This window comes from Microcoleus sp. B4-C1, assembly GCF_036705285.1.
Lineage (GTDB): Bacteria > Cyanobacteriota > Cyanobacteriia > Cyanobacteriales > Microcoleaceae > Microcoleus.
Genome location: NZ_JAUBUC010000018.1, coordinates 84,785 through 101,380, shown reverse-complemented (window position 1 = coordinate 101,380; position 16,596 = coordinate 84,785). Strand labels below are relative to the sequence as shown.

General features: G+C 45.0%; 11 protein-coding genes. 7 read left to right on the top strand and 4 right to left on the bottom strand.

Translation table 11 applies throughout. From position 1 onward, the window contains the following. On the top strand, window positions 1-271 hold a 271-nt coding region (locus tag QUB26_RS10275), incomplete at its 5' end, for an alpha/beta fold hydrolase (protein ID WP_445299600.1). A gap of 255 nt (window positions 272-526) precedes the next feature. Beyond that, window positions 527-1,804: an RNA-guided endonuclease IscB gene (gene iscB / locus QUB26_RS10270; protein ID WP_333241471.1), complete on the top strand. Its 1,278-nt coding sequence runs from the start codon at window positions 527-529 to the stop codon at window positions 1,802-1,804. A gap of 31 nt (window positions 1,805-1,835) precedes the next feature. Here the strand turns inward: iscB and QUB26_RS10265 are convergent, their stop codons facing one another. Further along, window positions 1,836-2,039, bottom strand: coding sequence for a hypothetical protein (locus tag QUB26_RS10265; RefSeq protein WP_333056096.1), 204 nt, complete (start codon window positions 2,037-2,039; stop codon window positions 1,836-1,838). A 49-nt stretch (window positions 2,040-2,088) separates the two neighbouring features. On the opposite strand from QUB26_RS10265, the gene QUB26_RS10260 reads away from it, so the two are divergent. From QUB26_RS10260 to QUB26_RS10245, 4 genes are all read left to right on the top strand, one after another. Continuing rightward, window positions 2,089-2,418 (top strand): hypothetical protein, encoded by a 330-nt coding sequence (locus QUB26_RS10260; protein ID WP_333317783.1) that lies wholly within the window; start codon window positions 2,089-2,091, stop codon window positions 2,416-2,418. A gap of 616 nt (window positions 2,419-3,034) precedes the next feature. Then, complete coding sequence (locus QUB26_RS10255; RefSeq protein WP_333245507.1) at window positions 3,035-4,828, top strand: N-acetylmuramoyl-L-alanine amidase; 1,794 nt, start codon at window positions 3,035-3,037, stop codon at window positions 4,826-4,828. 156 nt (window positions 4,829-4,984) lie between these two features. Further along, window positions 4,985-5,845, top strand: coding sequence for a glutamate racemase (murI, locus tag QUB26_RS10250; protein WP_333241466.1), 861 nt, complete (start codon window positions 4,985-4,987; stop codon window positions 5,843-5,845). 180 nt (window positions 5,846-6,025) lie between these two features. Continuing rightward, a complete protein-coding gene (locus QUB26_RS10245; RefSeq protein WP_006635267.1) occupies window positions 6,026-6,580 on the top strand; it encodes an NYN domain-containing protein in 555 nt (184 codons plus the stop codon). 573 nt (window positions 6,581-7,153) lie between these two features. Here QUB26_RS10245 and QUB26_RS10240 read toward each other — a convergent pair. The 3 genes from QUB26_RS10240 to QUB26_RS10230 all read right to left on the bottom strand — a co-directional run bounded on the left by QUB26_RS10240 (window position 7,154) and on the right by QUB26_RS10230 (window position 10,164). Next, window positions 7,154-8,857, bottom strand: coding sequence for an NAD(P)/FAD-dependent oxidoreductase (locus QUB26_RS10240; RefSeq protein ID WP_333317781.1), 1,704 nt, complete (start codon window positions 8,855-8,857; stop codon window positions 7,154-7,156). A 251-nt stretch (window positions 8,858-9,108) separates the two neighbouring features. Continuing rightward, the gene (locus tag QUB26_RS10235; RefSeq protein ID WP_333317779.1) at window positions 9,109-9,333 is read right to left on the bottom strand and encodes a hypothetical protein; all 225 of its coding nucleotides are present in this window, start codon (window positions 9,331-9,333) and stop codon (window positions 9,109-9,111) included. Between the two features lie 84 nt (window positions 9,334-9,417). Then, entirely contained in the window at window positions 9,418-10,164 is a 747-nt protein-coding gene (locus QUB26_RS10230; protein ID WP_333317777.1) for a hypothetical protein, read from the bottom strand. A gap of 500 nt (window positions 10,165-10,664) precedes the next feature. On the opposite strand from QUB26_RS10230, the gene QUB26_RS10225 reads away from it, so the two are divergent. Beyond that, on the top strand, window positions 10,665-16,577 hold the full coding sequence (locus QUB26_RS10225; RefSeq protein ID WP_333317774.1) for an AAA family ATPase: 5,913 nt from the start codon (window positions 10,665-10,667) through the stop codon (window positions 16,575-16,577). The last annotated feature ends 19 nt before the right edge of the window (window positions 16,578-16,596 follow it).

The window sequence follows — 16,596 nt, the reverse complement described above, 5'->3', positions numbered from 1 at the left end:
AGCTGGGTGCGGGGAAACTCGCACGCCCAGACCTAACAGAGAGGGGCGGGGAACAATATCCCCCCTCGACTCAACCCGGATGATTCCCCCTCGGTTCGCCCGACCCCACCAATTTGTCGAATGCAACCCCAATTATTTAGAGCTAGTTGAATTAGACAATGCGGGCCACTGTCCCCAGGATGAATGCCCGGAACAAGTAAATCAAGCCATTTTGAACTGGATGAGCCGGAATTTTGCACCTATGGGCGAGAGCGAATTGCAGCACTGTTGATTAGACGTCAACTACCGCACACCAACCCGAAGGGTCTGGTGTGGGCTTGAAAAAGCCTGTTGACCAGACGGCTAGTTCTTGACTAGCAGGCGTTAAGACCAAGCGTTAAACTTCGTACCTTGAAATGCGTGCCAGTTTCAAGCTCTACAACCGAGCAATTAAACAGGTGATTAAGGGAAAGCCAGTGTTGCTCAGATAGTACCGAGTCTTAACATCGTCGAGGCAAACTTAACCAAGAAATTGAGTGATGCAGTAATGCGTACATTTGTCCTAGATAAAAACTTGAAACCTCTTGACCCATGCCACCGGGCACGGGCAAGAGAACTATTGAAAAAAGGGAGGGCTAAGGTTTTTAAACGCTATCCGTTTACCATTGTTTTACAGGATAGGATTCTCGAAGATTCGGTAACTCACTGTCACCGAATCAAAATTGACCCAGGTAGCAAAACTACGGGTATTGCCGTGGTTCAAGAGCAAACTGGTCGCGTCACGAACGCATTAGAAATTGCTCACCGAGGGCAACAAATTAAAGAGGCTCTCGAATCTCGCAGCTCGCTCAGAAGAGGGCGTCGCAACAGAAAGACCCGTTACCGCCAACCCCGTTTTTTAAACAGAACCCGTAAAACAGGATGGTTGCCACCATCTCTTGATAGCCGTGTTGCCAATATTGAAACCTGGGTTAGGCGAATCAGAAAGGTCTGTCCCGTTACCGCCATTTCTCAAGAATTGGTGCGTTTCGATTTAAAACAGTTCCAGAATCCTGAAATTTCTGGAATCGAATATCAAAGGGGCGAATTATTCGGTTTTGAAATTAAGGAATATTTACTGCAAAAATGGAATAGGAAGTGCGCTTATTGCGGTGCGACAAATGTTCCTTTCGAGGTTGAGCATATTCTCGCCAAGTCTAAGGGAGGAAGTAATCGGGTCAGCAATCTGTGTCTTAGTTGCCATTCCTGCAACCAAGCCAAGGGAAGTAAACCCGTTGAAGAATTTCTCAAGAAAAAACCTGAAATCCTTCAGCGGATACTAGCCCAAGCCAAGACACCTCTACTGGATGCAGCAGCCGTCAATGCTACTCGTTGGGAGCTATACAGAAGACTACAGTTAACCGGACTGCCCGTGGAATTGGGTTCAGGGGGACGAACAAAATTCAACCGCCAAACCAGGGGAATAGAAAAACAGCATTGGACTGATGCAGCTTGTGTCGGGGAATCAACTCCCGAAAGACTACTGCTAAATAGCGTGAAACCTTTGCTAATTAAGGCTAAGGGACACGGAAGAAGACAGCGCTGCGGAACCGACAGATTTGGGTTCCCCATTCGTCATGCACCGGCCCAAAAGTTCTTCATGGGTTTTCAAACTGGGGACTTGGTGAAAGCTAACGTCCTCACTGGAAAATATGCAGGAAGCTACACAGGCAGAATTGCAATTCGGTTTAGACCAAGTTTTAAGCTAACCGCAAGAGACAAATGTTTTGACGTGCATCCAAAACATCTGACAACTATTCATAAGGCTGATGGCTATGAATATTAGTCCTAAAAACAAGGATGCCCTGTCGGGCAACTTATTTATTGGCGACAATTTCCCAGACGCTAATCCGTTGGCGGTACTCGCGGAGCTCGATATATCCGCCTCGGTTATAGCGTCCGCCCCCTTGTCGCATTTTAGGTGGACGACTCATGGAGCAAAGTAAGTCTCCGTCTTTCTGTGATGTCATGTATCTACTGTTATTGATGGTTGCTTCTTTGAGAAGCTCAGAGATTGACACAATCACCAAGATAGTGTATCTTCTCTAACTGGTAGTACAGATCCAAGTTATGCAGTTAGTCGAAAGGCAAGTCATTAAACCAAATCACAGGTTTTACCCAGAAGCTGATCGATTGTCTTTGCTGTCCAACAAACTTTACAACTGCGATAACTACTATATCTACGGTCAAAACTTTTTCTCAGGTCAACCAACCAATGCTCTGGCTGTCGATCGAACACTCAAAAAGAGTCTAAAGTACAAAGCATTGCCGGCCCAAGTAACACACAAAACTCTCCCGTTACTGCTGAAAACATGGACTAGCTATCATAGTGTTAAATTGGCGGGCGCGATCGCGATCGCCCCACTAAGTTTCAAGCAGCACCGAAAACCACTGATTTAAAAAATCAGAAAAGAAAGAGCAGGGGCGATATGTAGTTGTATTTAACTGTCAATGTGTTAGCAAAAAAGCTTTTGCCAAAGAATATGTCAGTTTGTCTGGGACTAACATTTGGCGGTATTGAAAAGTTACCTAAATCTTGAAAATCCGGATTGTTCGCGAGGTAAGTTGTTAAGTTATTGAGGTAGTTTAGGAAAAGTTAGAACAAAACGCAAGTGTAAAGCGGATTATAACCCTTGCAACGAGCTTCGCCAACATTAAAGAGCTATGAAACCCCTCCCTGGAAGAACGGTAAAATTCTACCTTCTAACTTGTACCTTCTAACTTGTACCTTCTAGCTTCAAGAAACACCTTGTTTCTTGCTCCTAAAAATAAATACCTTCCCTTGTGCCAACAATCTTTCAGTCTGCTTATAACCGATCGCCCCCAAGTATACGGGAAAGTTCAAAAATGCCGGTATCTGGCATTTTGGAGCCTGTTAACGCATAAAAAGTCAATTTAGCCAACAACTGACGGCCCCCGTGCCCCCGGTCTGCTGGCGGCTAACTGCTGAAAGCCTCTGAGGGCAAGCAGCGCCCTTCCAGCTTTTGGCAGTAACGCAAACGAGGAAAAAACTGTCGTGAAATTCCACTGGCTACTACCGAGTTTCTTAAGTGTATTTTTGCTCGCCGGAGCCGCCGAAGCAGCTAGACTGCAATCTTGGCGGTTTGATGCTTCAGAGAACCGGCTTTACATTACAACAGACGGGGGAGTACAACCCAAGGCTCAACTGATCTTCAACCCGATGCGGTTGGTAATCGACTTGCCGGGGACGAGTCTGGGTCGTCCCTCGGTCAGCAGACCGCTCTCAGGAGCGATCGAATCGGTGCGGGTAGGGCAGTTTGACAACAATACGACCAGAATTGTGGTCGAGATCAGAGACGGGTTTACTATAGACCCTCAGCAAGTAAAATTCCGGGGTATTTCTCCGAGCGAGTGGACAGTGGATTTGCCAACGCCGGTGCGGGCAGAAACTCAAAATCCGATTTCAGAGCCAGGGGGAGAAAGGTTATCAGTTGAACCTTCAGCATCCCAAGCCGAGTCAGCCCAGGCGACTGTAGTTCAGAACGTTCAGGTGACGGCGGACGGTTTTTTAGTCCGCACCCAGGGCCGTCGCCCCCAAATTAATTTTGAACAAAGTCGCGCTGGGGACATCGCCACCCTCGATATTGAAGGAGCGAGTTTAGCTCCGGCCCTAAGCAACCAACAGCCTCAAACGAACGGTCAGCACGGGGTTGACAAGATTGAAGTCCGGCAACTGCCAACAGACCCGCCCGTTACCCGCGTGACTTTGCGGATGAAGAGTCCTAATACTCAGTGGCGGGCGTCAGTGAGCAATTTGGGCGGGGTTGTGCTATTGCCTGGAAGTGTAGTACGACAGCCCTCGGTTCCCCGCCGCCTGACGGTAGACCCTCCGGCTAGACAAGCTCAAGGAAATTTAGCGAGAGTTCAGTCAATTGATTTAGCCAGTAACGGCACGCAACTGGTGGTGAGAACTGACCGCCAAGTCTCCTATAGCAGCGGGTGGGATCAGGGGTCGAGAGCTTACTGGATTAGGATCGCCTCTAGTGTGCTGACGGGCGAAATTCCTCAGCTCGATGCCAACAGTCCTGTATCGTTTAGTGCCAGCCAAGAAGATGCGGAGACTGTGGTGATTTGGGTGCAGCCCCGATCGGGGGTAGAGGTAGGCAGGGTGACAAGACCCAACCCGCAGTTGCTGTCTTTGCAGTTGCGATCGTCGAATGCTAGCGCGCAGCCTTTGACTCGCACTCCCAATTTGCAGCCTTTGCCGAGAAGGACTTTCGGAACCGATGAGTTGCCCCAAGCTTCTAACCGCCGCGCCGTAATAGTAATCGATCCCGGTCACGGTGGCCGCGATCCGGGGGCAGTCGGGATTCAGGGCATTCTGGAAAAGGAGATTGTTTTGGATATCTCGCTTCAGGTGGCGAGGCTGCTGGAACAGCAAGGGGTGCAGGCGGTGATGACTCGGACTGACGACAGGGAAATCGACCTGGATCCCAGAGTTTCTTTGGCGGAACGGGTGAATGCTACTTTGTTTGTCAGCATTCACGCTAATGCGATTAATATGAGTCGGCCGGATATCAATGGGATTGAGACTTATTATTTCAATAACGGCCAAGATTTGGCCAGGGTGATTCACGCCAGTATTTTGGAGGGGACGGGGGCGAATGACCGCCGAGTGCGACAGGCGCGATTTTATGTTTTGAGGAAGACTTCTATGCCTTCTGTTTTGCTGGAGGTGGGTTTTGTGACGGGTGCTGAGGATGCTGCTAGGCTTTCTGACCCAGCTTACCGCAGTCAAATGGCGGCTTCGATCGCTCGCGGCATTTTGCTTTATCTTCAACAAAGATAATGGGCAGTGGGCAGTGGGCAGTTGACTCTTGACTGTTGACTGTTGATTAATGTTATTGGTTATCTGTTATTAGCCACAGCAAACGATTAACAAATGACAACTGCCAACTGCCAACTAACAACTGCCAACTGCCAACAGATAACTAACTATTAACAAATGACAACAGACTCTGGACAACAAAGAATCGGTATTTTTGACAGCGGCGTGGGCGGTTTGACTGTTTTGACCCAGTTGTACCAACAATTGCCCAACGAATCGATACTTTATTTTGGAGATACGGCGAGGCTGCCTTACGGCACTCGCACCCCGTCAGAAATTGTGGAGTTTGTCCGCGAAATTATGGCCTGGTTGGTGGAACAGGATGTGAAAATGGTCATTATGGCCTGCAACACCAGTTCTGCTTTGGCGATGGAGATGGTGCAGGCTGAGTTTGATATCCCGGTGCTGGGAGTAATTCTGCCGGGGGCGCAGGCTGCGGTGCAGCAAGGCAAGCGGATCGGGGTCATCGCAACTCCTGCTACGGCTGCTAGCAATGCTTATCGAAATGCGATTTTGGAGATGGACGATTCTTGCCTGGTGTGGCAGGTTAGCTGTCCGGCTTTTGTGCCACTGGTGGAGCAAAACCGGATTCACGATCCTTATACTTGTGAGGTGGCTAGGGAATATTTGGCTCCTTTGATTCAGCAGCGCATCGATACGCTGATTTACGGCTGCACTCATTATCCGCTGTTGGCTCCTGTGGTTCGATCGCTTTTGCCTGCTGGGGTGACATTGATCGATCCTGCGGTACGGGTGGTGGCGGCTGCAGCCAGAGAATTGGAGCTTTTGGGGCTGCGAAATCCTGGTACGGCGCTACCGACTCGTTTTTGCGTGAGCGGCCCCCCGCAGCAGTTTGCTCAGTTGTCGGTGCAGTGGCTCGGTTGTACTCCTGCTGTTGAGAAAATATCCCTGCCGACAGTTGTACGTAGCGAAGCGGGGCGTAAGGCATCGCCCGTCCCACTGGAATCTGCCGAATAATCCGGAAAATTTATAGATGAATCTAACCCCCCAAAACTCAGGTAAAGCTGGCTCTGGGGGGTTTAATTATTGCGATGTAACCTAGCAATTACACATCAATAGGTAATATTATTGAACAAAAGCTTTGATGAACAATGCAAATAATGTCCTATACGTGCTGGAGCTCTTCAGCCTTGAACCATGTCACCCTATGTATCACAAGCAGTTTTACTTGTAGACGGCTATAACATAATTGGACTTTGGCCTCGACTCCGAGAGAAGCGCGATCGCGACGAACTCGAAACAGCTCGCCGCGAGTTGATTGAGGTTTTAGTTAACTACAGCGCCGTTCAAGATTTTGAGGCCAGGCTGGTGTTTGACGCCCACTATCGAGATACTCCCGGCGTTAAAGAAATTATTACTAAAAATTTATCAGTGCACTACACTGACTTCGGTCAGACAGCAGATACTTATATTGAAAAATCTTGTGCTAGTTTGCGCTACGAGTTGCGATCGGTCAAAGGCAAAGGCCGCATGATTGTCGCCACCTCAGACCGAGCGCAGCAATTGACCGTAGTCGGCTACGGTGCCGAATGGATGTCCGCCGAACAACTAGCGGCTGACGTAGAATCCACCGCCCGCCGCAGCGAGCGCCGGCACAAATCCCGCAAACAAAATTCCAGTCGCTTTCTCGCCAGTTCCCTCGATCCAGAATCCCAGCAGCGCCTCGCCAAGTTGAGAATGGGGCTGCATTAGCTGCTGAAACCCGCTCCCTGTCTGACAAAAAAAAAGTTTCTCAAAGGCCTTGCCAAATCGAGGAAGTTCAGCTATTGTTAGTAAATGTGGGTAACAAAAACCCCCAATCCTCGGTAGCTCAGTGGCAGAGCGGTCGGCTGTAATGAATGCAAGCCTTTGGCATCAACCAAAAGCCCTAGTGACATAGCAGCTCTATCCGGTAACGGATACTGAAAAATCGGGTGAATTCAAGGAAACCGCAGCACTTCGGGTGGCGGCAATCTTGAGCCAAGTCTGGCGAAAGGCAGCGGTTACGATCGCAAGTAGCTGGAAAGGTGCAGAGACTAGAGATGAGGAGCCTAACCAATAAATCTCATAGCGCCCGACATCCGACGACAAATCACAAACATGATTTGTAGGGATGATGAAATAGTCCGCGCCCTTCGGAAACGTTGGGATAAGTGTAACCGATTGGTCGTAGGTTCAAATCCTACCCGGGGAGTTAGTAAAAGTCTGAAGTTGGAATTTTCCAGCTTCAGACTTTTTGTTTTTTAAGATTTGAGATGGTTTGGGGTCAAGCTTTCTGGTAGCGCCTTAATTCACATCCCTGTGAGTGTGAATTAACTCACCTTCCATAGGTATGGAAATATTCAACTTAGACAACTCCGGGTTTAATATCGCCTTGACAATACCAGAACTCACCATCACCTCCAAACAACCAAGGGCTTGATGAAGAGCTACTCGTGCGTGTTGCACAGAAAAACGTTCCTTAAACACCAGTACCAACTGCCGATAAATTTGTTCAATGTACTGAGTGCGGCCCAAAATGTCAATCAGCAAACCATATAAACCTGTAACAGGCAATCGCTGACCGTTCTTCACATAACACTTGATCTTGCTAATTTGACCAGCATCATAAACAGCTACAAACTCGACTTCCGCATCCAATAAATCTAACTGAAACACATTGTATGCCGAAAGTAGCCACGGAACCTCCTGCTGCGAGAAGCGTTGCATCACCTGTTTCATAGAACCCAAATCAAATCCAGCAATCACAGCTTGACCCAAAATATCATTCGTGAATCCGCCTTGAGCCAACCACTGAAAAGCTTTTTCCGGGCTTAAATTCAACCCAGAATCCCGCGCGATTTCCCTAGAATGCTCTTGTAAATCAGTGAACTGACCATTAGCAGCGTACCAGTAATCCGCGAACCGAATGTGCTTTTTAACTCGGCTGCGCTGATTGTGGTCATATTGAGATTTAAGCCAGTTGCCGTCGTGCTTCTGCTGCTCTAGTTCCAAAATTGTGTAAGCCACTTCACGGGCACCAGTGTGAGCTAAAGTCATGCCAGCAGCTAAAATTGGATCAGCAAAACCTGCCGCTTCTCCCACCAAAAACCAGTTTTCTCCTACTGTTCTATCAGCCAAAAATGACCAATCTTTTGTAGTTTCAATCTTTCCGGTACTGGTAGCATTAGCGATTAACTTGCTGATGCGGGGTTCGCTGTTGACGGCTTGAGAGTATATATCCTCTGGCCGCTGTTTCATCTGCTTGTAATGTTCCACAGGGCAAATAAAGCCGATACTGGTGCGAGTAGGGCCCAAGGGAATAAACCAAATCCACCCGTGACTCAAACTCATTACCTGTACGCGGGTGCCACCAACGCCAATTTCATCGGCCCATTCAGCGTTTGTCCAGTAGTCCCAGATAGCGATATTTTGCAACCGCGTCGGGCAGTGTGTTTCGATTCCTAAAACTCGTCGCAACACGCCAATGTGACCGGAGGCGTCGATGTAGTAGCGGGCAGTTATTTGTTCTTGCCGCAAGTGCAAAGCGGTAATTCTATCGCCCTCTTTATCTACTTTAACAACGGGCGTTTCTTCTTTTACTAAGCATCCCATTTCTTCCGCGTGACGCAGCAAAATTTCGTCATATTTTGCTCGATCGACTTGGAAAGCAGTTTGCCGTCTCTGTCCCTCAAATTTAGCAGGACGCTGCTCATCTTTAAACTGTTCAGGCTTGATAAAATTAAAATCCCAAGGATTTGGATCGCTTCCCCAGCGATAGGTAGCACCGATTTTAATTGGGAAGTCGGCTGCTTCTACTTTGTCCCAACATCCCATTTCTTGAAGCACATCACTAATTTGAGGCAATTGACTTTCCCCAACATGATCGCGAGGGAATTTTTCTTTCTCTAGGATTAGCACGCTCAGATTGGGATTGTATTTCTTGATCAGAGTGCCAGCAGTGCTCCCAGCGGGGCCGCCGCCCACAATTACAACGTCGTAATGGCTCATATCACAGAGAGATAGTAGATGCTGACTTTGGGTATTTACGAGAAATATTTCTAACTATTCAGCCTCCAAATGAGCGAGGCTAAATAGTTATTTTCAACAGGTTTTATCTGAGATGTTGCACCATTCCCAAGAACTTGTAGGGGCGGGTTCACCAACCGCTTTAAATGGTACAAACAGGTTAAGTAAACCCGCCCCCACCCACGAAAAAGCCCCAATTAACATTGGTGCAACCTTTCAGTTTGCAACAGATTTTATCCGACTGCTACTTTCTCATCTTCAGCTATGGGAGAAGTCTGAGAAATATCCAGATTCTCAGTCCAGGTATGAGCAATATCCAAATTTTCAGTCCAAGTATGAGCGATATCCAAATTCTCAGTCCAAGTGTGAGCGATATCCAAATTCTCAGTCCAAGTGTGGATCAAATTCGGTTCTAGTTCATTCATGAGCGTAGAAGAATTGCTGTTAAGTTGTGACATGATAGGTCTCCTTGTAAGTAATAGATTTTGTCTAATTCTAAAATTGATCGGGTTCTAAAAGTAGCCAATTTTACATCTCGTAAGCTACGCAGCTTTTAAAGGTTGCAAAATCTCGCGGGGCTGGGTAAAAGGTTGGTCAAAGCTATGGGTTTTTGCATAAACCAGAAGTTCAGCAATCTGTTTCGTGAAAATTTCAAACAAATTCTCAACTATCTCAAAAATCTCTTGACGGCTCTCAATAGTCAGTGGTATATTTTTGATCGATTGCTCCACATCCGGCGTCCCTGTAGTATGACCTGTTTCCACATCCAAATGAAAACAGCCAAAATAGATAAGCTCCTTTTTAGTAATTGATCGGAGTTCTTCGGCAATTGATGCTGTCGCTGACAAGAACACGTTACCCGATGCTTCTACCACTTCCAAAATTGCTAGCTTGGTGATGGGACTGGCTCCAAAAGCGTATCGAAAAATTTGATATGTTACCAACCGTGAAGCTTTTAGTTGTTCACTCCAGACAAAATTCAAAGCATCGCTGAACTTCAAGGATTTGTTATTAATACCCAGTGTTTCCATGTCTGCTAAAAACCACAACCAGTGATGATCGTCTTCGTAAGTATGATTGTTGATCATTGCCTGAAGAGGATCGTTGGTTGGTTCTTCTCGGAAAATAGACTGGTTCAATTCACCAAAACTCATTGCAAAGTGAGCAATGCAGGGAGCGAAAGCTAGGCGTTGTCTTGGGTCTATACTTTTGTCTCGCATAAACTCAAATAGCTCTGCTTTAGCAAATTCTTGCTTCTTCTTTTCAATCAATTCTAGGACTTCTTCCATTGTGATGCACCTGATTAATGAATCTATAGGCTAGTAACTTAATCACGACGTAAATGTGATTTAAATCAATAATTGTTGTGTTTGATATCACGTTTAATTATGTTCTCGATCGCCTAAACCTGCGTTTTCCTGCCCCGGGCGTCCCCTTCGTTGTTGTTTACCGGACTCAAACATTGAGCAAAACTTTGAGTATATAAAAATTTGTCTGTCATGTGTGCGATCGGCATCACAGAATTTGTTACAATATGGCAATTAACTGGGTGAGGTGTCAGACCGTACATGATTAAGTCGGAGTTCAAACCAGATGTTTGGCTGTCCGCCCGTTCAGGCACTTTCAAAGTTTAGGCATCTCGCTATCTAAAAAATCCATGAGTAATTACTTAAATTGTAATGTATCCCAAATCACCATAGTCACAAAAAATACTTAAGTATAGTTCGCCAGAGATTCGATCGATATCAAGCGCAATGTTTACTAAAAATTTCGTCACAGAATAAAAGCCATGAATACACTTCCCGGTTACAAAATCACAGAAGTTGTTCAACTTGGTGTGAAGTCCATCATTTATCGCGCTGTCAGGGAATCCGATCGAGCGTCAGTCATTATTAAAACACTCAATACCGAGTACCCCACAATAGAAGAAATTACCCGTTTGAGACATGAATACAAAATTAGCTCGAATCTCAAACTCGAAGGGATTGTCAAACCCCATAGCTTAGAAAAATATAACAACAGTTTCGCTCTGATCTTAGAAGATTGTGGCGGTCAATCTCTCAAGCACCATCAAGCGGGTAAAAGCATTAAACTTCATAAATTTTTGCCACTAGCTATTCAAGTGGCTCAAACTCTCGGAGAAGTGCATCAAAACCAGATTATTCATAAAGATATAAAACCCTCAAATATTATCATAACACCCGATTTTGAACAAGTAAAAATCACCGACTTTAGCATGGCGACGCGCCTATCGAGAGAAGTCCACCAAAATAGCAATACTATGGTGCTAGAAGGCACTCTAGCCTATATATCCCCAGAGCAAACTGGTCGGATGAACCGAGACCTCGACTACCGAACTGACTTGTACTCTCTAGGCATCACCTTTTATGAAATGCTAACAGGAGAGTTGCCCTTTAATTCAACCGACCCGCTAGAATTAATTCACAGCCACATTGCGGTGACGCCAGTTCCTCCCCATCAACTAAACAATCACGTCCCGCAGATAATTTCATCCCTTGTCATGAAACTATTAGCTAAAAATGCCGAAGACAGATATCAAAGCGCCTTTGGAGTAAAAGCAGACCTGGAAAATTGTCTAACTCAACTACAAACTACTGGCAAAATTGAAAATTTTATTCCAGGGACACTTGACAAATCTGGTCAATTTTTGATTCCCCAAAAACTCTACGGTCGCACACAAGAAGTCGCTGATTTGATGACATCTTTCGAGCGAGTCAGTTGGGGACAAACTGAGATGGTGTTGGTAAGCGGTTACTCAGGCATCGGTAAAACCTCAGTGGTCAGTGAAATCCACAAACCAATTGTCAGGCAGCGGAGTTATTTTATTGCTGGTAAATTTGACCAATTTAAGCGGGATATTCCTTATGCTTCCCTGACTCAAGCCTTTGAGTCATTGATGCAGCAGTTATTAACAAAAAGCTCAGAGGAGTTGGCAATTTGGAAAGAAAAGCTCTTGTCGCGGCTAGGTCAAAACGGTCACATTATTATTGATGTTGTCCCTTCTGTCGAACTAATAATTGGTTCGCAGCCTGCTGTTCCACAATTGGGGCCGACAGAATCTCAAAATCGCTTTAATCGATTGTTCAAAGAATTCTTGAAGGTGTTTGCCCAAGCAGAACACCCCTTAGTTCTATTTCTGGATGATTTGCAGTGGGCAGATTTAGCTTCCTTAAAATTGATTCAGGAACTGGTAACAGACTTGGAGAGCCGATATTTTTTACTGATAGGAGCCTATCGAGATAACGAAGTCAATTCGACTCATCCTTTAGTTCAAACTGTCGAAAAAATTCAACAGACTGGTGCTCAGGTGCATCACATTATGCTCCCATGTTTAGAGTTGAGCAGCGTCACTGAGCTAGTATGCGATACTTTGGGTAATCAAACTGAAAAGTTAAAGTCTTTGAGCGAGTTAATTTTTAATAAAACTGGCGGAAATCCTTTTTTTATAACTCAACTTCTTTCAACTATTCACTCAGAACAACTGTTAGTTTTTGATTTCACTGTTGGTGCATGGCAGTGGGACATCACGGAAATTGAAGCCGCTGGCATTGCAGATTACAGTGTCGTTGAATTAGTTGCTCGGAATCTGCAACAACTGCCGGAGGAGACGCAGCAAGTATTAAAATTAGCGGCTTGTATGGGCAACCGTTTTAATTTAGAGAATTTGGCAATTGTTAGAGAAAAATCCGGTCCTGAAACGGCGGCTGATTTATGGGATGCACTTCAAGCTGGTTTAATTCTACCAATGAGCGATGCTTACAAAATTCCGATGCTTGATGAAGAAATCGTGAAAACACACGGGAGGGGTGGGAGGCCCATCCCACAAAACAATCAAAATCATCCCGCAATTATGCAACGCTCAATTGATTACAGGTTTTTGCACGATCGCGTACAGCAAGCCGCCTATTCTCTCATTCCCGACTCCCAGAAAAAACAAACCCACTTAAAAATCGGCTTCCTGCTACTGGATTCAACTCCCGCGTCAGAAATCGCAGAAAATATCTTTGATATTGTCAACCAACTCAATATCGGAGTGGAATTCCTCACCACTCAGTCAAAGCGAGATGAATTAGCTAACTTTAATCTCATAGCTGGCAATAAAGCTAAGAGTTCTGCCGCCTATGAAGCGGCACTCAAGTATTTTAATGTAGGTCTAGGACTTTTAGCTGAAGAAGCTTGGCAGAGTCACTACGATTTAATCATGGAACTCCATATCGAAGCGCTGGAATTGTCCTACATAAATACCGACTTTGAGCGAGCGTTTCAGCTATCAGATGTGATTATATTCCGCGCCCAAAAGTTGCTAGAAAAAATTAAGGTTTATGAGCTAAAAATAGTTTTTTATTTTAATCAAAATCAAGCTCAACATTCGATAGATATAGCTCTCGAAGCTTTGAAAATGCTGGGAATTTATATCCCTAAAACCCCCAAAAAACTGAATATTCTCATGGAGCTATTTCTGACAAAACTAGCTTTAAAAAACAAGCAGATTGATGATTTATTGAATCTGCCGCCAATGACTGACCCTAATAAAATTGCGGCTATAAGGATTTTAACGAATATGACTCCTGCTGCTTTTATAGTAGCACCTGATCTGTACCCACTGATCATCTTTAAAATGGTTATTCTTTCTCTGAAGTACGGGAATACGCCGCTGTCTAGTTTCGGGTATGTAGGGTATGGTTTGATTCTCTGTGGAGTGTTAGGTGATATGGATTCTGGATACCGATACGGTCAACTAGCTCAGGCACTGTTAGAGCGATTTCACACCAACTTGCACAACTCTCGGATCTCACTAAGCTTTAATGGTTTTATTCGCCAGTGGTCGGAACACCTCAGAGCAAGTCTTACAGGTTTCATTGAGGGAATTCAGAGTGGAATAGAAACGGGAGATGTCAACAATGCTTGTTATTGTGCTAGTTTTTACAGCAATTATATATTTTTTAGTGGCGAACCTCTGGATTCCGTCGTGACTAAGCAGAGTCAATACATTGAAATGTTGGTGAATTACAAGAATGAATTTACGATTGGTTACGCCAGAGTGGGGGCCCAAATGGTCTTAAATTTGCAAGGTAAAACAGCTAATTTTTGCCTGTTGAGTGGCGAAATGTTTAATGAAGAAACTATGCTGCCAGCTTTAATAGAGAGTAAAAATAATCTGGTAGCATTTGTAGTTTATTTGTATAAATCATGGCTCCATTATTTATTTAAAGACTATGCCAATTCGGTAAAAAATGCGATGACAGCCTCAAATTACTCTGACGCTGTGATGAGCATGATGTATGTTCCCATCCACAACTTTTACTATTCGCTAGCACTCTTAGCTTTATACCCCAATGCTTCTAAAACCGAACAGAAACAATATCTAAAAAAAGTTGTGTCGCTTCAGAAAAAAATGAAGCATTGGGCTTTTCACTGTGCGGAAAATTATCAACACAAATATGACTTAGTAGAGGCTGAAAAAGCGCGAGTATTGGGACAATATGAAAAAGCAGCTCAGTATTATGATCTAGCAGTGAAAGGAGCATCGAAGAATGAATACATCCACGAAGAAGCTCTAGCCAATGAACTAGCGGCAGAATTTTATCTGGCTCGCGGTCGAAACAAAGTGGCTCAGAGTTATCTAATAGATGCTTACTACGGCTATATTCACTGGGGAGCAACCGCCAAGGTAAAACATTTGGAGTCACAGTATCCGCTCTCTTTACCCCCTGCCTCGATGGCAAAAGCGGGCGCAGATAGAACTATTACTAGCACTAATTATAGCACGAGCAGCAGTCACAGCAGTTTATTGGATTTGACAACTGTTGTTAAAGCATCTCAAGCGTTAGCTAGCGAAATTGTGTTGGACAAGTTGTTAGAAAAGTTAATGAAAATGGCGATCGAGAATGCTGGTGCACAAAAAGGTTTTCTGTTGATGCCCAAGGGAGGCAAATTGCTGATTCAAGCAGCGGCATCGGTGGAGTCTTCGGATGTTGCAGTTGAACAATGCCCTAGAGTATCTCCTGCAGAGGTTTTGCCAATAACCGTGATTAATTATGTTGAAAAAACGCACTTAGATGTAGTTTTAAGTCAGGCTGCTAGAGAAGGTCTATTTACAGACGATCCCTATATTAAAAGGCAGCAAGTGAAATCTGCGCTTTGTACTCCTATTCTGAATCAAAGCAAACTCGTAGGTCTCCTTTATCTGGAAAATAATTTAGCTACTGAAGCGTTTTCTCCAACTAGGTTGGAGGTTTTGAAAATACTTTCTTCTCAAGCTGCTATCTCTTTAGAAAATGCGGTACTTGTTGCTAATTTGTCGGAGGCTAAGGAACAGTTGGAGGATTATTCGCGGACGCTGGAGGTGAGAGTAGAAGAGCGCACGCAGGAATTAAAGACTAAAGAAGCTAAGCTGCAAGAAGCTCAAAAACTGGCGCACCTCGGCAACTGGGAATTTGATTTGGAGGGGGATAAATTAACTTGGTCTGAGGAAGTATTCCGAATTTTTGGCATTGACCCTAAACTACCAGAACCCACTATTTTAGAACACAGGAAGCAAATTCATCCAGATGACCTAAAGTTGTGGTTAGAGGCAGTAGAGCAGATTAGTCTGTTAGGAAATCCTTGCGAGTATGAGATGAGAATTTTGCGCGCTGATGGAGCGGTCAGATATATTTATCTTAAGGCGCAAGCTATTTTTGATGGCGGTAAGGTGATTAAGTTATTTGGGACGATACAGGACATTACGGAGCGCAAGTTAGCGGAGGATGCTTTGCGACTGTCGGAGGGGCAATTGAGAGAAAAAGCGACACAATTAGAAGTTACTTTGTCCCAATTACGCTCGACGCAGACTCAACTAATTCAAACTGAAAAAATGTCTTCTTTGGGACAGTTGGTGGCGGGGGTTGCTCACGAAATTAATAATCCGATTAATTTCATTTATGGCAATGTTCTCCATGCTAGCGATTATAGCTCGGAGCTGCTGGGATTGATTGAGCTTTACCAGGAATCTTACCCGAATGCTAATCCTGAGATTGTTGCTAGAACAGAAGATATTGACCTCGCTTTTATTCAAGAAGATTTGCCTAAAATTCTAAAATCAATGCAGGTTGGGGTCGATCGCGTTCGCAATATTGTGCTGTCGCTGCGGAATTTCTCACGCCTGGATGAAGCCGAGATGAAACCAGTGGATGTTCACTCCGGGATTGATTCGACTCTGCTAATTTTGCAGCACAGGTTGAAAAAGGATGCACTCGGACATGGGGTTGAGGTAGTTAAAGAATACGGTCAACTGCCGAACGTAAATTGTTATGCTTCTGGGTTAAATCAGGTGTTTATGAATATTTTGAGCAATGCAATTGATGCAGTGGAGTTAGGAGTTGGGCGACCGGAGACAACTGCCCAACTAGAAAATCCTTTATCTCCAATTTTTGAGCGAAGGATTAAGATTCGGACTGAGGTATGCGACCAAAACTTGGTGAGAATTTATATTGCTGATAATGGTCGGGGGATGACGGAGGAAGTACGATCGCGAATATTTGACCCTTTCTTTACTACAAAAGCTGTGGGCAAAGGTACCGGTTTAGGGTTGAGTATCAGTTATCAGATTGTGGTAGAGAAACACGGAGGGAAGCTAATGTGCTTTTCCGCGCCCGGTGAGGGGGCTGAGTTTGTGATTGAAATTCCCGTGAAGCAGTGAACTTTTTGTAAGGATCGTC